The organism is Ruegeria sp. AG1, from assembly GCF_056541705.1.
Genome location: NZ_JBQFYU010000020.1, coordinates 1 through 17041 on the forward strand (window position 1 = coordinate 1; position 17041 = coordinate 17041).

The window sequence follows — 17041 nt, forward strand, 5'->3', positions numbered from 1 at the left end:
AAGGCCAGTTCACGCCCGGAATCTGCCCGTTTCGTCAATTCTCCGAGTTGGCAACCTGAACTGAAGCGATCGCAGAACTATTTGGCTGACCTAAAACTTTGCAACGAAACCATGGCTAGCAAGGTCACATGGGCGGATTGATTTGACTGGTCAAATTTGATCGCTACTACATCAATCTAAACAATGGCCGCGGGCGATGAATCGCCTCTGCAGCCAGCGTGAGAACCGCGGTGCTAGAGATCATTTGACGCATACCGGGCTTCGAAACGACCGATCGTGACTCGCCCGATGTTCAGGCCAAAGGTCAAAAGAATACCGCGGAGATGATTGTCCAACGCCACTTTTTCTGCCCGTACGGCTTGGGCGCTGTTCGTGAGTGCGAAACATCTAGCCCAAAGTAACGCGTCATGGTCATCTCCTCTCAGTTGCAAGTCAGCACATCCACAATGATGATTCAGCTCGACGACTGTATCTCCGATGTAAAAACCTTCAAACTTGTCCGGTGGGCGCGACGTTATTTGTGGACCGACATGGACCCCTCCTGATTGCAACGGTCTGGTTTGACTTGGTTCGGTGATCACGATTGCAGACGGATATCCGGCTTCGCAAAGCGGCCCGATACATCGTCGTCGTAAGCACCGATCGGATTCCGCGCCTCTCCTCAAAGTTCTGGAGACGGGATAGATCAGACACTTTCAGCATGACTGGACGCTACACGGAAATTCGGCCCTCAACAGCTTCACAATGCCCACTATCAACACGACATCGTCACGTATTTGCCTTTCCAAACATGCTGTTTCACTTATCCCAGGCGTATGCGGGATTACGCCACGCCGGACTCAATCTTGGGAAGGCCGATTTTGATGGGCAGCACGAATACTAAGTTACTTAGGTTTGGGCTGCGACCGCTCATTTACGCAAAACGTAGGGAACGACGACACGAAGCCCTTTCTTCCAGAGTTCCGCATCGCAATGAACTTTGGAAACTCGGACTAACTCCCTTTGCCGGAAACAAGCTTCTGGAGATCCTCACTCAGCATGTCGATGAAGCGCCGCACACGTGGCTCCAGCAGACGTTTGTGTGGATAAAGTGCAAGGATCGGAAGCTGACCGTGGTCGAGGTGTGGCAGGACCTTCTCAAGACGACCCTCTGCAATGTCGGTGCCGACCAGAAGTTGCGGCAACAATGCGATGCCAAGGCCTTCCAATGCCGTCGCGCGCAGGGCCTCTGCGCTGTCGAGACGGAGACGGACTTGCCCCTGAGCGCGAACCCAAGTGCCGTCATCTTCTTGCAGATGCCAACCCTGCCGTTCGTTCCGGCTTGCGAACTGAAGCAGATCGTGGCGCGTAAGCTGTTCAACGTTCAGCGGTCTATCGCGCTCGTTAAAATAGGTCGGCGCGGCACATAAGACTGCTTCATCCCGGAGAAGCGTACGCGTGATGAAGCCTTGATCTGGAGAGCTCACACCGATCCGGATTGCAAGGTCAAACCCCTTTTCGACGATGTTGTCGACCCTATCAGAGAGCGACATTTCGATTTGGGTATCAGGCCAGGTGTCAAGATATCGGCGCACCGTGGGCAGCAAGAGCATTCGTCCAAGCGCGTCCGGAGCCGTTATTCTCAAGACGCCGTGCGGCACGCCGCTATCACTAGCGATGCTGTCGTCGGCGGCCTCGATTGCTTCCCGAATGGCTAGCCCGCGTTCATAAAGGCGCTTGCCTTCTTCGGTCAGGCCCATTGCGCGCGTGCTTCGGTTCAAGAGCCGAGCACCGTATCCATCCTCCAGTCGCGCGATGGCCTTTCCGGCCGTGGATCGTGACAGCCCAAACATCTTTCCGGCGGCCACGAAGCTCTCGGTCTCGACGACCGTAAGAAACAGGAGGAGGTCATTCACTTTCGATCCAATCATGGTCTTTTGTAGCATAAAATTCGCATCTGAAGCGATCTCCATTCGTTACTTATAAAGCCTACGTCTTTCGCCAAGACCGACCACAAACGGAGAAAGACATGTCCACAACAATTGATCGTATGAACCCTCCGACGTTGCCGGACGCGAGCAAGGTTGGGTATTCGCAGATCTCCATCGCGCATACCGGTGCACTTGCTTTTGTATCTGGTCAGGTGGCTTGGCGACCTGATGGGACACCGACGCCCACATCGTTAGCTGAGCAGACTGCTATCGTCATCGAGAACCTGGAAGGAGCGCTCGATGCGCTTCAGGCGACGTCTGACGACATCATCCACATGCGGGTCTACATGACTGACCTGCGGCACGAGACACAAGAGATCGCGATGGGCGCCATCCTGCGCTTTCTAAACGGCGCAATGCCGAGCCTGACCGGCATTGGAGTAACCGCTCTTGCGGGGCCTGAGCTTCAGATCGAGGTGGAGATGGTGGTGCAAGTCGCTGCCTGACATCCGCCAACGATAGGCAATCGGTTCCTTGAGCGCCGTGTCACACTCGGCCTTGTCTCATTGCTTGGCGGTATGATTGGGCTGCATCTGGCCGTTATCCCCGGTGTGCCCCTCCTCATGATCTGGGCGCCCTTGGTCTTGGTCGGTGCCGGGGTCGGGACAGCCACCGTGGCTCTCTACCAACTGATTCTAAAGGAAGTGCCGCAGACCGAGGCCGGGGCAGGTTCTGGTGCGCTACAGGCTTTTCAGCAGATCGGAATAGCCTTGGGCATTGCCCTTGTTGGGCAAGTATTTGTAGTCGCGTTGGGCAAAACCCCTGACGCATCAACATACATCGAAGCCTTGAAAGTCGCGCTCTGGGTGCCGTTCGCGCTTTTCGCGGGGCTGAGTCTCGTCTCATTGAAACTGACGTCAAAGGAAAACGGACATGCAACTGCCTGATCTCGGATCGAAAAAGCCTGTAGAATTTTGGGAGGAGATCTATGGCAACGCGTCACCTGAAACATCCGGTGTTCCGTCAAAGATTCTCGAACAATTCGTCGAAGGACTCGCACCGGGTCAGGCGCTTGATCTGGGCTGCGCCAAAGGAGATGACGTCGTTTGGCTGGCGAAGCAAGGTTGGCAAGTTCTGGGCGTCGACATCTCCAAGGCAGCTCTGGACATTGCATCAGGAAACGCCGCTCGAAATGGAGTGATGGATCGTGTCACGTTCGAACAGCACGATTTGTCCAGAAGCTTACCGACGGGTTCTTTCGACCTTGTTTCAGCCCTTTTCCTGCAAACCCCGTTCGACTTTCCGCGCGCGGAAGTCTTGCAGGCCGCCGCGTCGTTGGTGCGGCCATCCGGGCTTTTGCTAATCGCTACGCACCAAACCTATGCGCCGTGGTCATGGAGCAACCCAAGCGAACCAGAGATCACAGCCGAAAACCGCCTTGCCGAAATAGACCTTGATCCAACCGAATGGCGTCAGGCCTTTGTCGGACCCTTTCAACGAGAAGCTAAAGGACCTGATGGTCAAAGTGCGGACGTTACAGACGCGGTACTTGCTCTGGAGAGGAATAGGTCACCGTGACGACGAGGTGAATGGACATCAAAACTAGATCCAAATCCATATGCAAAGTGCGGCGGCTATATCTGCATCGAGCTGCAACAAATGGTGTGGTGGATGTTCACCTTGAGACCGCCAACGGCGTTTTCGTTCGGAAAATAGGAGACCGTGAAGTCTAATTTTTGTGACTGCCTAGGGCTGAGTCCAATCAATCGAACTTGTTGCACGGAATGGCAACCCTGAGCCCAAATTGACCGATGCTGCGCGAAGCACCAATTACGGCAACGCGCAGAAAGCGAACTTTGCATAATTCAGTGGACGGCCTTACACAAAGCTGGAACAGAGGTCAGATTGCGTCCCCAAGAGCATGGTTCAGTTTTGCCTGCCACTTTCGGCGGTATTCACTGGCGCTCAACCCAACACGTTTCTTGAACGCTGTCCGAAACGCCGACGGCTCGGCGTAACCGACCTCGCCCGCGATCTCGTCAATCGACGTATCAGAGGTCTCGAGAGCCTGCTTTGCCTCTTCGACGCGCACGGTTTGCACGTAGTCACTCGGCGTCTGACCTGTTGCGGTCCGAAAGCGACGCAGCAATGTGCGCTCGGTCATACCGGCCCTGCGTGCCATTTCCTGTACCGGGTTGGAGTGCTCATAGTTGACTGCGATCCAGCTTTGCAGATCACCGACCACGGCGTCCGAGTGTTGTCGACTGGCAGACAAGGATGCAAAGCCCATCTGACCCTGGGAATGTGGTTCGATGAGATAGAGCTTGGCAATGCGACGGGCTTCTTCGCACCCAACAAGATGCGCGATGAGGTAAAGGACAAGGTCGGCCCAGGCAGAGGCTCCGCCAGCAGTCACAATCCGATGCCCGTCGCCAGCCGGTATCAAAACCCGCTCACGGCGAACACGCACTCCCTCAAACTCTTTGGCAAGCCGTTCCGAGTAAGCCCAGTGGGTTGTCGCATCAACGCCATTGAGTAGCCCACTCAATCCGAGCAGCAATGCACCGGAGCAAACTGAAGTCACAATACCACCCGCTTCATGCACTTGAGCGGCCCAATCCGCTATTGGCTTCAACTCCACTGGAAGAGGCTTCCACGGGTCGAGATGCAGGTCGGGCACGATGACAAGATCAGTTTGTGAGGGATTGGGCAGCACGGACTCCGGGGTGATCAAGCGGCCATTCAAATCGCGGTAAGCAGTGCCATCCGGGGTGCAAAGACGCGCCCGGAATGGGGATGGATGCATCTGCTCACCATGTAACATGGCCCAATCCCGGCCCACGGACGCAAGCACATCCAGGATAGCGTAGACGGTTGAAGTTCCTGCCCAAGGAAGTCCTACAACAACTGTTTCAAATGATTTTGGCATTCCTGGTGTCCGATTTAAACCGTTTTTGTCGAAGTGAAGGCTAAACCGACTCGTTGGTATTATGCAACTGGTCTCTAGCTGAGCGCTTTTGCGCATTCAAATACGGAGACACAAATGAACGATCTTTCCTTGCCCGCCGACTTTGACGCTGAGCGTGCTGAAGCCTTCGCAGGTCAACTTGTCGGTACAATCACCAACGCTGCGACCTCGATCATGATTTCACTCGGCCACCGCGTCGGCCTATTCGATGCCATGGCGGCTCTACCTCCGAGCCGTTCTGAGGGCCTAGCTGCGTCCGCAGGTCTTTCCGAGCGCTACGTGCGGGAGTGGCTGGCTGTCATGGTGACCTCGCGCATCGTTGACTACCAGCCAAAGGCGCAAACCTACTCCCTCCCTTCTGAGCATGCCGCATTCCTGACGCGCACTGCCGCTCCAAACAACCTAGCGGTAACCAGCCAGTTCGTCGGTGTGGCGGCTTCGGTTGAAGAGCAGATGATCGAGCGTTTTGTGAGCGGTGACGGACTTCATTACGACCACTTTCTACGCTTCCACGAAGTTATGGCGGAAGACAGCTTCCAAACCACCGTCATGTCTCTGACCGACAACATCCTGCCCATTGTTCCCGGTCTGATCGAGCGCTTGCAAGACGGCATCGATGTTGTTGATGTCGCATGTGGCGGTGGTCGTGCTCTCCTCAAAATGGCCGAAACATTTCCGAACAGCACATTCACTGGGATAGACCTTTGTGAGGATGCATTTGCGGAGTCGCGGGTTCAGGCAATCAAGGATGGGATGGAAAACCTGTCCTTCAAAACGCTGGACCTGAGTACGGTTACAACGCTTGGAGCGTTTGATCTCGTAACCGGCTTTGATGCCGTTCACGATCAAAAAGATCCACTTGGTCTCGTGAAGACAATCCACAATTCGTTAAACGAAGGCGGCGTATTCCTGATGCAGGACATCGGCGGTTCTCGCGACCTTGTCACTAACATGGAAAACCCGCTCGCACCGCTGTTGTTCACCATCTCGCTGATGCACTGCACGCCGATTTCAATAGGCCAGGGTGGTCCGGGCCTTGGGACGATGTGGGGTGTTGAAACCGCTCAGGAGTTTCTCGCAGAAGCTGGGTTTGCGGATGTGCAGATGCACCGGCTTCCTCATGATCAGGTCAACGCCTACTTCGTCGCGCGACGCTAGGATTGATCGATTCATCTGAGGAACATCTTATGATTACGCGCATTTTTCAGCGTCTCTTCGACGTGAGCAAGAAACCCATCGTCACAAATCTTCCAAGAAGCATCCAACGGGACATCGGCTTGATCGACGGTCTGTCCGATGGGGTGTTGCACCGATCTCGATAGGACATTGGCAATGAAACATTGGGACAAACACACACTCATAATAGGGGCCGGTTTGACCGGCCTCGCCACGGCGCATGTCTTGCGGAACCGGGGTATCCCCGTAACCGTCTTGGATGCATCTGACCGCGTTGCCTGGAACTGGCAGCAGCGTCACCCGGCGCTTCGGCTGAATGTTCATCGCAAATTCGCTGCACTGCCCGGCAAACCGGCACCGCGCACGGACGGAGCGTATTTGAAGCGTGACACGCTTGTTCAATATCTCGAAGACTATGCGTTTGATCTTCGGGATTGCATTGAGACCGGAGTTCTTGTGTCGGGCGTTGATCAGACATCCAATGGGTGGCGAGTGACGGCTGGCAGCCGCATCTTTGATGCCTCAAACGTGGTGATTGCCACTGGACGTGACCGAAGTCCTCATATTCCCAACTGGCGCGGTTTGCAGCGTTTCAAAGGAAAAGTCATCCATGCCGCCAACCTTGGCGACGTCTCCCAATATGATGGAAAGAAAGTCCTTGTTGTTGGTGCGGGCAACTCTGGCGGCGACTTGCTGAACCATCTCGCGCGGCACAAGCCCAAAGATGTTCGTATCTCTGTTCGCCATGGCCCTTGCATTGCGCCGCAACGTGTCTTTGGCTTCCCGCTGCACCGCGCGGCCCATCTTTTTGCGGCCATGCCGCTTTGGATGGTTGATCCGGCCTTTGCATTGACGCAGCGTTTGTTCTTTGGCGATCTGAGGAAGTATGGCCTTACGTCGCATTCAATGGGAGGGGGAACACGTTTGGCCACCGACGGCACCGCCTTCGCAATTGACGATGGCTTCGTGGCGGCGATCAAAAATGGTCGGTTCAAGGTTGTCGGCGAAGTTACGGAGTTTTGGTATGATCGTGTCTCATTTGATTGCCACCGTACATTTGAACCGGATGTAGTGATTTGCGCCACGGGCTACAAAACTGCATTGGAACCAATGCTCGGTCATCTGGGCGTTCTGAACGAGGTCGGCATTCCCAAGTATCCGACGGGTGAACATGTTCCCGCCTTGCCGGGGCTTTGGTTCAACGGATTTAGGCCCGAGTTCCAAGGTTTCTTCTATTCAGCCGCAAAAGGTGCCCAACGGATCGGAAACGGTATTCTGTCCGAGGCCGAGACGCCGGTACGCGATCAGCCTTCGCCTCAGGCCAAGCTTGTTGCATAGTCGCAAGCGATGGACGCGTTGGCGGTGAACGCGAAATCATTGCCGCCATCGCTCATTCGCTTTTCGAGGTATGAACATGACCCGGAACACTTTTTCAGAACGCCTTATGTCCATGTCGGATGAGGTTTGGGAGCGTCATGCAAACCCCTGGAGCGGATGGAGCCGCATCACGATACCTCCGCTTTTTGTTGTTGCCATCTGGAGCCGCGCTTGGCTTGAATGGTGGTCCCTTTTGCCGCTAGCGCTGGTTTGTTTTTGGACATGGTGGAACCCGCGTGCATTCCCAAAACCGAAAAGTCTCGATAATTGGATGTCCAAGGGTGTCTTGGGCGAACGCACATGGATCGCCCGCAAAACCGACCCTATCCCAAAACGTCACAGGCGGATGCCTCATTTTCTTGCAGCTGCTAGTGGTCTTGGTCTGATACCACTCACATGGGGGCTCTGGGTCATGGAGCCTTGGCCAGTTGTTGCAGGTCTCATTGCAGTGATGGGCGGTAAGCTCTGGTTCCTGGATCGAATGGTCTGGCTTTTCGAGGATACGGGTGGGTTCGGCACGACGCGTTAGCTATTCCATTGGGTGAACATAGACCAGTGTTGGATCGTCATCGGGCGTTGGGGCACTCGCATCCAACACGCATCCGATCCGCTCAGCCAGTCGAATTGATGCTGTGTTGTCCGGGTCAATGTAGCTTACAGCCCGCGACCATTTCAGGTCTTTATGAGCATGAGTGCTAAGCGCGGTCACAGCCTCCGCAGCAAAACCCTGGCCCTCGTCTTCAGTCGACCAAATAGACCATGTGAGCTCCTTCTCGGGCCATCCGTTTGGATACCATGGACCAGCCATACCAATCGCTTTTTGAGTGTCTTTGCGGCAGATTACAAAGGGACCCGTTTGATGAAGCGCCCAATGCCCAAGAAAAACTGCAAAGACACGCCAGGCAAGATCGGTCTTGCCTTTGCCTCCACCGACGAACCGAGCGCGTTCTGAGGTAAAAAAGCTCGTCCAGCCAGCTAGGTCATCGGTTTGCGGTTTGCGAAGGAACAGGCGTTCAGTTTCAATCATAGCGATCACTTCGATAAGTTCATTCAGTCAGTCAAAGGCACCAGCCATCGTTGTTCGTAAGCTCGAGACCCAACACGACTGATGTGTGTCAGTCAAACTTTGAAGCGGGCGTTCCAGGTTTTCACGCGCGCGGCATCTCGCTCCTGGTAGGCGCGCATTGCCTCAGGCAGGCATTCAGGGCCAGACAAATTCCGAGCTTCGGCAAGTTCGGTCAACCGCATGGTGTACCAGGCCGTCACACCGCCTTCCGGTGGATCTTGGAACCTTGGGAAAGCGGGGGCTTGTTTGTCGCCTTCCAGCCAACGGGTTGGGAGTGATGGATCAAGAACAAGCGCGCGCGCCAGCCCGATTAAATCGACACCAACAGAAAGGGCATCTATGGCCTGTTCGTAGACCTTGAACCCACCTGTGAGCATCAGGGGCTTTGATGTCAAACAGCGAGCGCGGCGTGCGAAGTCGACAAAGTAAGGGCCTTTTCCGGCGGCATCAGAAGCGGCCCGCGCACCGGGAAAGTAAGTACCGCCACTGATGTCGATGAGATCAAGGCTTGTTTCGTTCAGCGCAGCGACGACCTTTAGAGCGTCCTCTTCGCTGAGCCCACCTTGTAACTGGTCTGAGGCGTTGAGCTTGATCCCGATAGGAAAACCTGGGCCAACTTGCTGGCGAACTTCGGAGATAACCTCGATAATCAGACGCATTCGGTTTTCGATGGAACCGCCATACTCATCCTCTCTTTTGTTGAAAAGCGGGGTCAGGAATTGGCTGAGCAGGAACCCGTGTGCGGCGTGAATTTGAACACCGCCAAACCCTGATTGCTTCGCAAGAAGAGCTGTGCGTGCGAAGTCTGATGGGTATCGTTTGATCTCTTCCAGAGAAAGGGCACCACATTTTAGTGGGCCCACTTCAAGCGCACTCGGACCTTTTGGCGTACTGATCGGGGGGTGCGCCATCGCCCCAGCATCACCAAGTTGAAGCCAAAGCTGTGCACCCTTTTTTGATCCCGCCTCGGCAAGGCGTTGAAACTGAGGCAGGTCTGCATCGTGTCTCAGCACCAAGTTGCCCGGCTTCTCGGCTTTGCTGGGATTGCCTTGAACCTCACCAATGATCGCCAACGCCAACCCACCTTCGGCCCATTGCCTGTACAGGCTGATCTGTTGGTTTGTCGGATCTCCTCGCCCATCTCCAAGGGAGTCCGACATCGCGGACTTGGCAATTCGGTTTTTCAATACAACGCCGCAAGGCAGCTCCAATTCGCGTGCCAGCAGTTGGTGATCTCGCATGCTCATACTGGTGCCCGTCTATCCATCGGTGAAGAAAGTCGATCAATTGGATCGCTTTATTGATAGAGATTCAACGTCTGTATCAGAAAGAACCGAGGTGAATCGGACAACTTTGAAGTTTCGGGAATAGGACACCAGGTTCACTACTGAAGATAGACATAGGGTAAACAGGGACTTCAAAACTGAGCTGTTGAATTCTTGCACTACTTGGGGATTGCAAGCACTCATTTGAATGTCTGGTTTGGGCTGACTGCGGTCCTTTGGAGTTAGAATGTGGATGGCCGCAAAGTCCGCACAACAGACATCAAGGGGAATTCTTTCAACGTCCGAATTGAGCCCTAAGATATTGTTGTCAAAAAAAGCCGGGCTTCAAACTAGTTATAACAGATAATCAAATATAATTAACATAATGTGAATTATCAGGAGAACACCGTTGTAGTGGCGCTCACTTGTTCCAATCTACTCTCCTATTGGAAACTAAATCGCTGCGGGTTTGCATTCCCCTAAGGCAGCTCTGTGGGACCAAACTCCAGTTCGCCGTCGCGCGAAGCTCTAATGACCGCTGTGCGCAGAAAGCTGACTTTGCACAGCCACAGACTGCACTTCAAGTAGCACTTCATTGCTTGGTGGGCGCCAGATCGGTAATCGTATTGAGCAATTTCATTTAAGTATTGCTGCATGACATTCTGTTTTATCCATAGTCTGAGCACGCAACACACTGGCTTCCATATGCTTAAGACAGGCGACTTTTAATTCGAATTTGCTTCACGCGCAGCTTTGGCTCGAAAGTTTGCCAATTTTGACGCGTCAAATTTTGCAGCCCCGGAACCTAATTTTCCAGTGGCGCTTGGACCGTTGACCTCATCCGCGTCAGTGAACTTCCAACCATAGGCTGGGAGATCATCTCCTGCCTCTACATACTGAGCTTCAAATGAATACGTTGCTCTCATTGGAACGAACCCATCCACGAAATTCATCGTCCTCTCTGACGGCGAAATAGAAACTATCCCTGTAAGACGAACTGGCTCGTGAAAGCGTTCTGGATACCAATCTTCCGGCAATCGAACACGAATAAGCTGGTTTGGGTTCGGTGGAGGTGTATGGCTGCACATACCTCTCTCCGGAACCAAGTAAGCGACGTTTGTACCATCAGGGTCCGGTGGTGCGGGTATCGCATAACCCGCCAGCTTTACGACTTTTCCGTCAATTTCTGGATTACCAGCCGTGGCGGCTTTCTTTCGTCGCTCTGCAACGACCCATCGTTGTTCAATCAACCAATCAATGTCGATTCCAGCCTTTTGCAGCGGCGTCTCATTTTCCAGAATTTTCGCTTCAAGACTTTTGCGGACATCTTCGGAATGGGCTCCACTATCCAGTCTGAGCTTTAGTCGGACGACTTCAACAAGATTACTAAGCTGGTCAGGTGTCAGTTCTTTGAAAGGATCTACGTATTCCTGAGATTCTTCATCAATCAATTGGTTCCAGTCTAACTCAGCGATTTCTGCGGACAACGACGTTGAAATCAAAGAGGCAACACAGACTATTCTCCAAATCTTCATGACTTGTCCCTTTCAACCGTATGGACACTTGGATGTTGGTCAATTCGTCATCAACTGCCAGCTTAAGGCATTAATGGATACCTGGGCTTCAAGCGAAACGCAGTTCAAAGCTCGTTTTTATAGATGACGCCGTCCTTCATAATCAGGTCGAAGTTTTCTTGTGGGTCCCCTACAAGCTCCAAGTTTTCAAGCGGGTTGCCGTCCACGAGGATCAGATCAGCGTATGCGCCATCCTTGATAACTCCGAGTGGACCTTCTTGGTAGGGATGACGGGGGCCACTCATTTCCATTAGGCGGGCATTTTCAGAGGTCGCTATCTTGAGCGCTTGATAAGGAGTCATCCAAGTTCCCAACCTCACAAGATATTCGCTCTGTTGATACGCCTTTGATGGATCCATGAGTTGATCGGTGCCAAAGGCGAGATTAACGCCAATTTCGACGGCCATTGGGTACAGCGCGTCTACAGCATCAGTCACCTGTTTCCACTTTTTTGCGCTAACTGGGCTGTCCCAAACCATATCGGCCTCAAACATCGCTTGAGGACTGAGCCAAGCGCCTTTTTCCTTCATCAATTCCAGTGTTTCTCTTGATGCGAAGAAGCCGTGCTCAATGCTCATCACGCCGTTTTCTATTGAGGTACGGATACCTCTGTCTGTCATCACATGCGCCAAAACATAGGTGTTAAAGTTCGTTGCCTCTTCGACTACCGCACGAATTTCGTCGACCGAATACTCGCTCACATCCAGCGGATCGTATTGGGAAGAGACACCACCACCCGTCGTGATTTTGACCTGAGTAGCACCAAACTTGAGGATTTCTCTGGTTCTCTTTCTGACTTCAGGTACACCGTCAGAAATCATCGCCATCATGTTTTTTTCCCAATAGCTCAGTTCCGAGTTGGAGTTTCTTGGGTTTTCAAGCAGCGTGTGAAAGTCGGCATGGCCTGACGTTTGGCTCATGAAGGGTCCGGAAGGCAAAATGCGATGACCGGGGTATTCACCAGCGTCAATCAGTTTCTTGATCGTAAAAGGATTTCCGCCGGGGTCTCTAACGGTGGTGAACCCACGCATTAAGGTCTCTTCTGCCCCCTTCATACTGCGAATGGCCACTTCCGACATGTCGCCTTGATTCAACATTAGAACGGATGCAGGAGTGTAGGCATATGTCGTATGCCAATGGACGTCGATCAAACCTGGGATCATCGTGCGACCGCCACCGTCAATCACAACCGCGTTTTCGGCTTCGATTGGGTCGGAGGAAACAGCCGTTATCAAATTATCTTCGATTAAAACGTTAGCATTCTCGATGCGCGTTTCGTTTACCCCGTCAAATATGTGAACATTGGTTATGAGAGTCTTTGCAGGATCCTCTTGTGCGCTCACCAGCGGCGCCAGCATACCCGAGATTATCACGCTGAAAGTTGAAAATAAAATTTTGCGCATATCTCTCACCTTAGGAATATCACAGACTTCGATTTCTTGAATGTACCGATTGGAGCCAATGCACCGAGGAAAATCGATATGAACTTTTTTAAGGAGTTGGGTGAAGGGAAACCTGAGCTTTTCACTGCAACCGTACGAGAAGCTATGTCGGGTGCGGTTTTTAATGGTGACGTGATACAATTGGGAAGGGGATCTGACGAAGGTCAAATTCACGGCGCTCGGTTAGGACACTCTCGTTTGTCTAGGGTTCGCTTTCTGCCCAAAGCACTGGTACGAACTTTACAAAACGAAGACTTTGCTAACTTTACTGTTCCAATCTGCTCATCAGAGTCTTGGACGGTCGGCGGCGCTCAGTTGGAAGATAAATCCGTTTTTTTTAATTTTACTGCTTCAGAAACCGAGGTAATTGCTAGCAATCGACTTTCTATTTGTGGTCGCGTGCCCCTGCAACGATTTCTCGAAGAAGTTCAACTTTTTTCCGGCAGAGACGCATCAGATTTATACGGACCAACGGTCATTGTGAATATGCCTTCTGATTGCCACGCAACATTGGTACGAACACTAAACTGCATATTGAACCTAACCGATGGTCAATCTACGCAAAGTGAATTGGAGGGGCGTCTTACAAGGACGATGGCCATTATTTTTGCCATGTCTGTGAATAGTGGGAGTGCAAACAAAGCGACTTGGTCTCAAAAAGAAGGTTTGGTCTCAAAAGCAAGAGAGTACTACGCATCCGGCTTGTCAAATAAGCCATCAGTGGCGGATCTGTGTCGAGCAACCGAGGTAAGCGCCCCAACATTAATCTCAGCGTTTCGCGATGTAACGGGTGAAACACCAGCAAGGTTTTTTGCCCTTCAAAGATTGGCCAGTGTCCATGATAAACTTGTACAGGCGTCCAAGCCAAAACCCATGGTGAAGCAAGTGGCGCTTGCTCACGGATTCACCGATCTGGGACGATTTGGCAGCCTGTACAAAAGTGTTTATGGAGTTCTACCTTCAGAGCAAACTAAGTGTTTTGCACCCATTTGACCAGTTGCCTTTTTCGTTCTGTCGAAGGACGTTGAATACCAATAGCGGGTACGACACAGCAGAGTTGCCTTGACGGATTGGAATGTCACCCCGACCATCTACTAAACAGAACTAGGGATGGGAAAGCGGAATGTTTTCACTTTATTTGAATTTCTTCAGGCTCTTAAAAGCGATTGTCCGCTCGTGGAGTAGCCCTAGGTTCCGAGGCGCGCTCATCCTTGCAATACTCTTGTTGCTCTCTGGAACTTTGTTTTATGTCAGCGTCGAGGGGTGGTCTTGGGTGGACGCGCTGTATTTCAGTGCAACCACTATTTCTACCGTCGGCCTCAGCGATCTAACGCCCGTAACCGACACAGGAAAACTCTTTACCGTGTTGTATATTTTTGTAGGCGTCGGAGTTTTCATCACACTGTTTGTACAATTCACACATGCCCTTCTTAGGGACTACGATGAGAAAAAGTCGTCAGAGGGTTAGAGATTGACGAAACATGCTTCCGACCTTCTCGAGGTTTTCCCATCTTCGGCACAATTTTTTTGGGAAGTATGACGATGATGCCCACTCTGTGGTTAACGTTAGACTTCTAGCAGCTTTAATTCCGAGTAACGAATTACTGCTTCTAGACAGGCTTAAGGAGCTGGTGCTGGCCTGTCTTCGGGCAGGTCAGTCTCAGTTGTTTCTTCGGTTTGGTAACGCCAGCTTCTGTCCGCTAAGCCAGAATTGCAAATTCTTGCATTCCAAGTCCGTTTTGGGCTGCGAGAGGTCATCTATCTTTCGACATCCGACGGCAGCATTGTCCGCGTTAACGTCATTCGAGAGTGCTTCAGATACGGTATGGTTCGAGCCCAAAACGGAAGCTTGAATGGACCTTCCGCCAGAAAGAATCTCGCCATCGAAAGAGATCATTTCCGTTTAGCACCTGCTATTGCGCAGAAACTTCGACACAATCAAATAGTTGATTTTGTATTGCATCTTTGGCCAAGTATTAGTTGGAACCATAGAGGGAACGACAATGAAGAAAATTTGGAAGCCCATTGCTTTGGTGTTAGGAGCGCTGACAGTTGCAGCATGTGAAGATACTGGCAGCTCGACTGCATCAGCAGAACTGACTCCTGCCCAGCAAGCATGTTTGCGGGACGTAGCCAACACGACGAACAATTCGCAAGTCGTGGTGCTCTCATCCGCGTTTAGCGAGGCGGGAACACAGGTTACAGTCGGCGTTGGCGAGGATCGTGCTCCTTGGAATTGCATTGCTTACAGTGATGGCGCGACAGCTGGTATCGAATTCCTGGGCGACGAAGGCGCATTGTGACCTGTCTGCTGCGTAGCTGAAAACGGCTGCGCAGCACTGGCTTGATCTGCTGAGGCTCGACTTGGTTTGTAGAACCACCATCATCGTATTCGCGGTCCTGTACCTGTTGGCGTTGGTTGCATTCTTGACGGGCACATTTGGCTGGTTGGGACAGGAACGAGACCCTTTGTCCGGAGTGTTCCTTCTACCGTTGGGACTACCTTGGATACTTGTAGCGGACTTGGTCTCGGAGTCGGCCAAACCGTGGTTTGCGGCGATTGCGCCTGTGCTCAACCTGTCAGTGCTGGTCTTGATTTGCAGATGGGCACGCAGTTTGCGCCAATAGTGAAGGCGGAGCTCTGTCTCACCAAAAGGGAGGAAAACATGGGAAAAGTGATCTTGGGCATTGTGGTCGGGCTCGTCCTCGGCGTGGTCGGGGCGATGACCTTGGGTGGCGGGGCCGCGGTAGGTGTCGGCGTTGCGACAGGCTTGTCCGCCGGTGTCTGCTCCACATTGAAAGGAGCACAAGCCGAAAACCTGATCACCGCCGAGCAAGCGGACCAGATCCTGAATCGCGTGAATTCCGAGATGGCGTCAATGCAAGGAATTGAAACGACGGGCGAGATCGTCGGCAGCGCGCAGGCATGCGATGAATTTCTGTCAAAGTTACGAGAAGCGAAGTGAGGTTCCGCTTTGCACGGAACAAAACTGTAAGGACAAGCCAATAGGGAACCATCTGATGAAACTCATTTTACTCAAGCTCCTCACACCCATGTTCGCAATCGCGGGCACAGCTGCATTTGCGATGTCAGAAGCTGACGACGCTTGTATCGACCATTTGCGTCAGGTTGGTGGACCAGACGGTCAATCAGGTACGATTGAAAGCTCTCAGTTCTCGGAAGCTGGTACGCTCGTAATGCTGCGAGACGCAGGCGGAACACTTTGGCGCTGCATCGCGTACAAGGATGGAAGCATCGGCGAGATGTCGGTTGTCGAGGCGATGGATGATGGAGGAGGAGCCATGGCAGGCGCAGCCGGATCTACTAGTAGCCAACGTGTCAAATTTGATGCTGGTTCAACTGGCGCAGAACTCGTCGGTGAACTCGCGCCCGGAGCGTCGCAGCAATACGTTCTGGGTGCCAAAAACGAACAGTTTCTTTACGTCCGCGTTGCTCCGCGAAATGGCTCCTTGGGCTACGTTATTCGCAACCCCGATGGTTCTGAACTGTTGGGATTGATGTCGGCGGACAAGGAGTATCGAGGGCAGCTTTGGCAATCTGGTGATCATGTTGTGGAGGTTATCAATCGCAGCAACTCTTCCGTCGACTACAACGTAATTTTCGGAATTGAATAGGTGATCAACCAGAAACCCGGAAATGTATTCCCAAAGAAGCTAGGAAAAACAGATGAAATCCAAGTTCCTGTTGGTGATCGGCACGGCGTGTACTGCTGCGCTTGCAGCATGCGACGAGAGTGACGGATCGGTGGATGCAAGTGCACCAACTGTGGGCAGCGCTAGCGATCTTTCGTCATTTGAAGGGGCAAGAGCGGGCCAAGCTGAAATGGGCATCCAAAGTCTCGGATTTGAACTCATCCGAAGTGAAGGTCTGACCTCGTACTGGTTTAACAAGGATACTGGTTCATGTGCTCGGATTACGACGTCTGAGGGAAGGTACTCAGAAGTAGCTATGCTGCCATCAGGTGACTGCTGACAAATTTCCATCAATCCCAAATCTTGAAGAAGGAGCTCAAACTTGCATTTCGACCTGGCACACGCGGCGGTCATCGTAGTCGCCTTGATCATCACTAACCTGGCATTGAAATCGGCTGGCGTGATCAACGAAGAAAACAAGCACCAATGGAATTGGAAAGTTTTTCTAGCCTACTTCGTGGTCGTCGTTATCATCAATCTGGTGTGGCCTATTTAAAGTTCCACAGCGGAAAGCTAACTGCCCACTTGATATGGTCGTCGTGAATTAGC

General features: G+C 52.5%; 19 protein-coding genes. 13 read left to right on the top strand and 6 right to left on the bottom strand.

Annotation, left to right across the window (positions count from 1 at the left end):
* Positions 1–700 precede the first annotated feature (700 nt).
* Positions 701–883, top strand: a complete 183-nt coding sequence (locus tag ACR0B5_RS22015; protein WP_170662722.1) for a DUF1993 family protein — start codon at positions 701–703, stop codon at positions 881–883.
* A 109-nt stretch (positions 884–992) separates the two neighbouring features.
* On the opposite strand, the gene ACR0B5_RS22020 is transcribed toward ACR0B5_RS22015, so the two are convergent.
* Positions 993–1952, bottom strand: a complete 960-nt coding sequence (locus ACR0B5_RS22020) for a LysR family transcriptional regulator (RefSeq protein WP_480543471.1) — start codon at positions 1950–1952, stop codon at positions 993–995.
* A gap of 56 nt (positions 1953–2008) precedes the next feature.
* On the opposite strand from ACR0B5_RS22020, the gene ACR0B5_RS22025 reads away from it, so the two are divergent.
* The 3 genes from ACR0B5_RS22025 to ACR0B5_RS22035 all read left to right on the top strand — a co-directional run bounded on the left by ACR0B5_RS22025 (position 2009) and on the right by ACR0B5_RS22035 (position 3488).
* Positions 2009–2416, top strand: a complete 408-nt coding sequence (locus ACR0B5_RS22025; protein WP_170556630.1) for a RidA family protein — start codon at positions 2009–2011, stop codon at positions 2414–2416.
* A gap of 72 nt (positions 2417–2488) precedes the next feature.
* Positions 2489–2857 carry an MFS transporter gene (locus ACR0B5_RS22030; RefSeq protein ID WP_170662719.1) on the top strand — a complete coding sequence of 123 codons (369 nt, stop codon included), beginning with the start codon at positions 2489–2491 and terminating at the stop codon, positions 2855–2857.
* The gene (locus ACR0B5_RS22035; protein WP_170556632.1) at positions 2844–3488 is read left to right on the top strand and encodes a methyltransferase domain-containing protein; all 645 of its coding nucleotides are present in this window, start codon (positions 2844–2846) and stop codon (positions 3486–3488) included. Before ACR0B5_RS22030 ends, ACR0B5_RS22035 begins: the two co-directional genes overlap by 14 nt.
* A gap of 322 nt (positions 3489–3810) precedes the next feature.
* On the opposite strand, the gene ACR0B5_RS22040 is transcribed toward ACR0B5_RS22035, so the two are convergent.
* The gene (locus ACR0B5_RS22040; protein ID WP_170662717.1) at positions 3811–4839 is read right to left on the bottom strand and encodes a helix-turn-helix domain-containing protein; all 1029 of its coding nucleotides are present in this window, start codon (positions 4837–4839) and stop codon (positions 3811–3813) included.
* Positions 4840–4953: 114 nt separating this feature from the next.
* Here ACR0B5_RS22040 and ACR0B5_RS22045 point away from each other — a divergent pair, with 114 nt between their 5' ends.
* The 3 genes from ACR0B5_RS22045 (at position 4954) to ACR0B5_RS22055 (ending at position 7960) form a co-directional block, all read left to right on the top strand.
* Positions 4954–6036 carry a class I SAM-dependent methyltransferase gene (locus ACR0B5_RS22045; RefSeq protein ID WP_480543474.1) on the top strand — a complete coding sequence of 361 codons (1083 nt, stop codon included), beginning with the start codon at positions 4954–4956 and terminating at the stop codon, positions 6034–6036.
* 174 nt (positions 6037–6210) lie between these two features.
* A complete protein-coding gene (locus tag ACR0B5_RS22050) occupies positions 6211–7392 on the top strand; it encodes a flavin-containing monooxygenase (RefSeq protein WP_170662713.1) in 1182 nt (393 codons plus the stop codon).
* A gap of 76 nt (positions 7393–7468) precedes the next feature.
* Positions 7469–7960, top strand: coding sequence for a DUF6653 family protein (locus ACR0B5_RS22055; protein WP_480543476.1), 492 nt, complete (start codon positions 7469–7471; stop codon positions 7958–7960).
* On the opposite strand, the gene ACR0B5_RS22060 is transcribed toward ACR0B5_RS22055, so the two are convergent.
* The 4 genes from ACR0B5_RS22060 to ACR0B5_RS22075 all read right to left on the bottom strand — a co-directional run bounded on the left by ACR0B5_RS22060 (position 7961) and on the right by ACR0B5_RS22075 (position 12739).
* Complete coding sequence (locus ACR0B5_RS22060) at positions 7961–8458, bottom strand: GNAT family N-acetyltransferase (protein WP_170556637.1); 498 nt, start codon at positions 8456–8458, stop codon at positions 7961–7963. It lies immediately after the preceding gene.
* 92 nt (positions 8459–8550) lie between these two features.
* Positions 8551–9744: an oxidoreductase gene (locus ACR0B5_RS22065; protein WP_480543479.1), complete on the bottom strand. Its 1194-nt coding sequence runs from the start codon at positions 9742–9744 to the stop codon at positions 8551–8553.
* A 743-nt stretch (positions 9745–10487) separates the two neighbouring features.
* The gene (locus ACR0B5_RS22070) at positions 10488–11249 is read right to left on the bottom strand and encodes a DUF3299 domain-containing protein (protein ID WP_480543481.1); all 762 of its coding nucleotides are present in this window, start codon (positions 11247–11249) and stop codon (positions 10488–10490) included.
* A gap of 152 nt (positions 11250–11401) precedes the next feature.
* A complete protein-coding gene (locus tag ACR0B5_RS22075; protein ID WP_170556639.1) occupies positions 11402–12739 on the bottom strand; it encodes a metal-dependent hydrolase family protein in 1338 nt (445 codons plus the stop codon).
* A gap of 78 nt (positions 12740–12817) precedes the next feature.
* On the opposite strand from ACR0B5_RS22075, the gene ACR0B5_RS22080 reads away from it, so the two are divergent.
* The 6 genes from ACR0B5_RS22080 to ACR0B5_RS22105 all read left to right on the top strand — a co-directional run bounded on the left by ACR0B5_RS22080 (position 12818) and on the right by ACR0B5_RS22105 (position 16988).
* A complete protein-coding gene (locus tag ACR0B5_RS22080; protein WP_170556640.1) occupies positions 12818–13771 on the top strand; it encodes a helix-turn-helix domain-containing protein in 954 nt (317 codons plus the stop codon).
* 130 nt (positions 13772–13901) lie between these two features.
* Complete coding sequence (locus ACR0B5_RS22085; RefSeq protein WP_170556641.1) at positions 13902–14246, top strand: potassium channel family protein; 345 nt, start codon at positions 13902–13904, stop codon at positions 14244–14246.
* Positions 14247–14781: 535 nt separating this feature from the next.
* The gene (locus ACR0B5_RS22090) at positions 14782–15081 is read left to right on the top strand and encodes a hypothetical protein (protein ID WP_170556642.1); all 300 of its coding nucleotides are present in this window, start codon (positions 14782–14784) and stop codon (positions 15079–15081) included.
* A 363-nt stretch (positions 15082–15444) separates the two neighbouring features.
* Entirely contained in the window at positions 15445–15744 is a 300-nt protein-coding gene (locus ACR0B5_RS22095; RefSeq protein ID WP_170662709.1) for a hypothetical protein, read from the top strand.
* 55 nt (positions 15745–15799) lie between these two features.
* Positions 15800–16414 (top strand): hypothetical protein, encoded by a 615-nt coding sequence (locus ACR0B5_RS22100; protein WP_170662707.1) that lies wholly within the window; start codon positions 15800–15802, stop codon positions 16412–16414.
* A 400-nt stretch (positions 16415–16814) separates the two neighbouring features.
* Positions 16815–16988, top strand: coding sequence for a hypothetical protein (locus ACR0B5_RS22105; RefSeq protein WP_170355752.1), 174 nt, complete (start codon positions 16815–16817; stop codon positions 16986–16988).
* Positions 16989–17041: the final 53 nt, after the last annotated feature.

What these genes read in the sequence shown, in the direction of transcription:
- ACR0B5_RS22015 (WP_170662722.1), top strand. Translation starts at nt 701, where the DNA reads ATGACTGGACGCTACACGGAAATTCGGCCCTCAACAGCTTCACAATGC.
- ACR0B5_RS22020 (WP_480543471.1), bottom strand. Translation starts at nt 1,952, where the DNA reads ATGGAGATCGCTTCAGATGCGAATTTTATGCTACAAAAGACCATGATT.
- ACR0B5_RS22025 (WP_170556630.1), top strand. Translation starts at nt 2,009, where the DNA reads ATGTCCACAACAATTGATCGTATGAACCCTCCGACGTTGCCGGACGCG.
- ACR0B5_RS22030 (WP_170662719.1), top strand. Translation starts at nt 2,489, where the DNA reads ATGATTGGGCTGCATCTGGCCGTTATCCCCGGTGTGCCCCTCCTCATG.
- ACR0B5_RS22035 (WP_170556632.1), top strand. Translation starts at nt 2,844, where the DNA reads ATGCAACTGCCTGATCTCGGATCGAAAAAGCCTGTAGAATTTTGGGAG.
- ACR0B5_RS22040 (WP_170662717.1), bottom strand. Translation starts at nt 4,839, where the DNA reads ATGCCAAAATCATTTGAAACAGTTGTTGTAGGACTTCCTTGGGCAGGA.
- ACR0B5_RS22045 (WP_480543474.1), top strand. Translation starts at nt 4,954, where the DNA reads ATGAACGATCTTTCCTTGCCCGCCGACTTTGACGCTGAGCGTGCTGAA.
- ACR0B5_RS22050 (WP_170662713.1), top strand. Translation starts at nt 6,211, where the DNA reads ATGAAACATTGGGACAAACACACACTCATAATAGGGGCCGGTTTGACC.
- ACR0B5_RS22055 (WP_480543476.1), top strand. Translation starts at nt 7,469, where the DNA reads ATGACCCGGAACACTTTTTCAGAACGCCTTATGTCCATGTCGGATGAG.
- ACR0B5_RS22060 (WP_170556637.1), bottom strand. Translation starts at nt 8,458, where the DNA reads ATGATTGAAACTGAACGCCTGTTCCTTCGCAAACCGCAAACCGATGAC.
- ACR0B5_RS22065 (WP_480543479.1), bottom strand. Translation starts at nt 9,744, where the DNA reads ATGAGCATGCGAGATCACCAACTGCTGGCACGCGAATTGGAGCTGCCT.
- ACR0B5_RS22075 (WP_170556639.1), bottom strand. Translation starts at nt 12,739, where the DNA reads ATGCGCAAAATTTTATTTTCAACTTTCAGCGTGATAATCTCGGGTATG.
- ACR0B5_RS22080 (WP_170556640.1), top strand. Translation starts at nt 12,818, where the DNA reads ATGAACTTTTTTAAGGAGTTGGGTGAAGGGAAACCTGAGCTTTTCACT.
- ACR0B5_RS22085 (WP_170556641.1), top strand. Translation starts at nt 13,902, where the DNA reads ATGTTTTCACTTTATTTGAATTTCTTCAGGCTCTTAAAAGCGATTGTC.
- ACR0B5_RS22090 (WP_170556642.1), top strand. Translation starts at nt 14,782, where the DNA reads ATGAAGAAAATTTGGAAGCCCATTGCTTTGGTGTTAGGAGCGCTGACA.
- ACR0B5_RS22095 (WP_170662709.1), top strand. Translation starts at nt 15,445, where the DNA reads ATGGGAAAAGTGATCTTGGGCATTGTGGTCGGGCTCGTCCTCGGCGTG.
- ACR0B5_RS22100 (WP_170662707.1), top strand. Translation starts at nt 15,800, where the DNA reads ATGAAACTCATTTTACTCAAGCTCCTCACACCCATGTTCGCAATCGCG.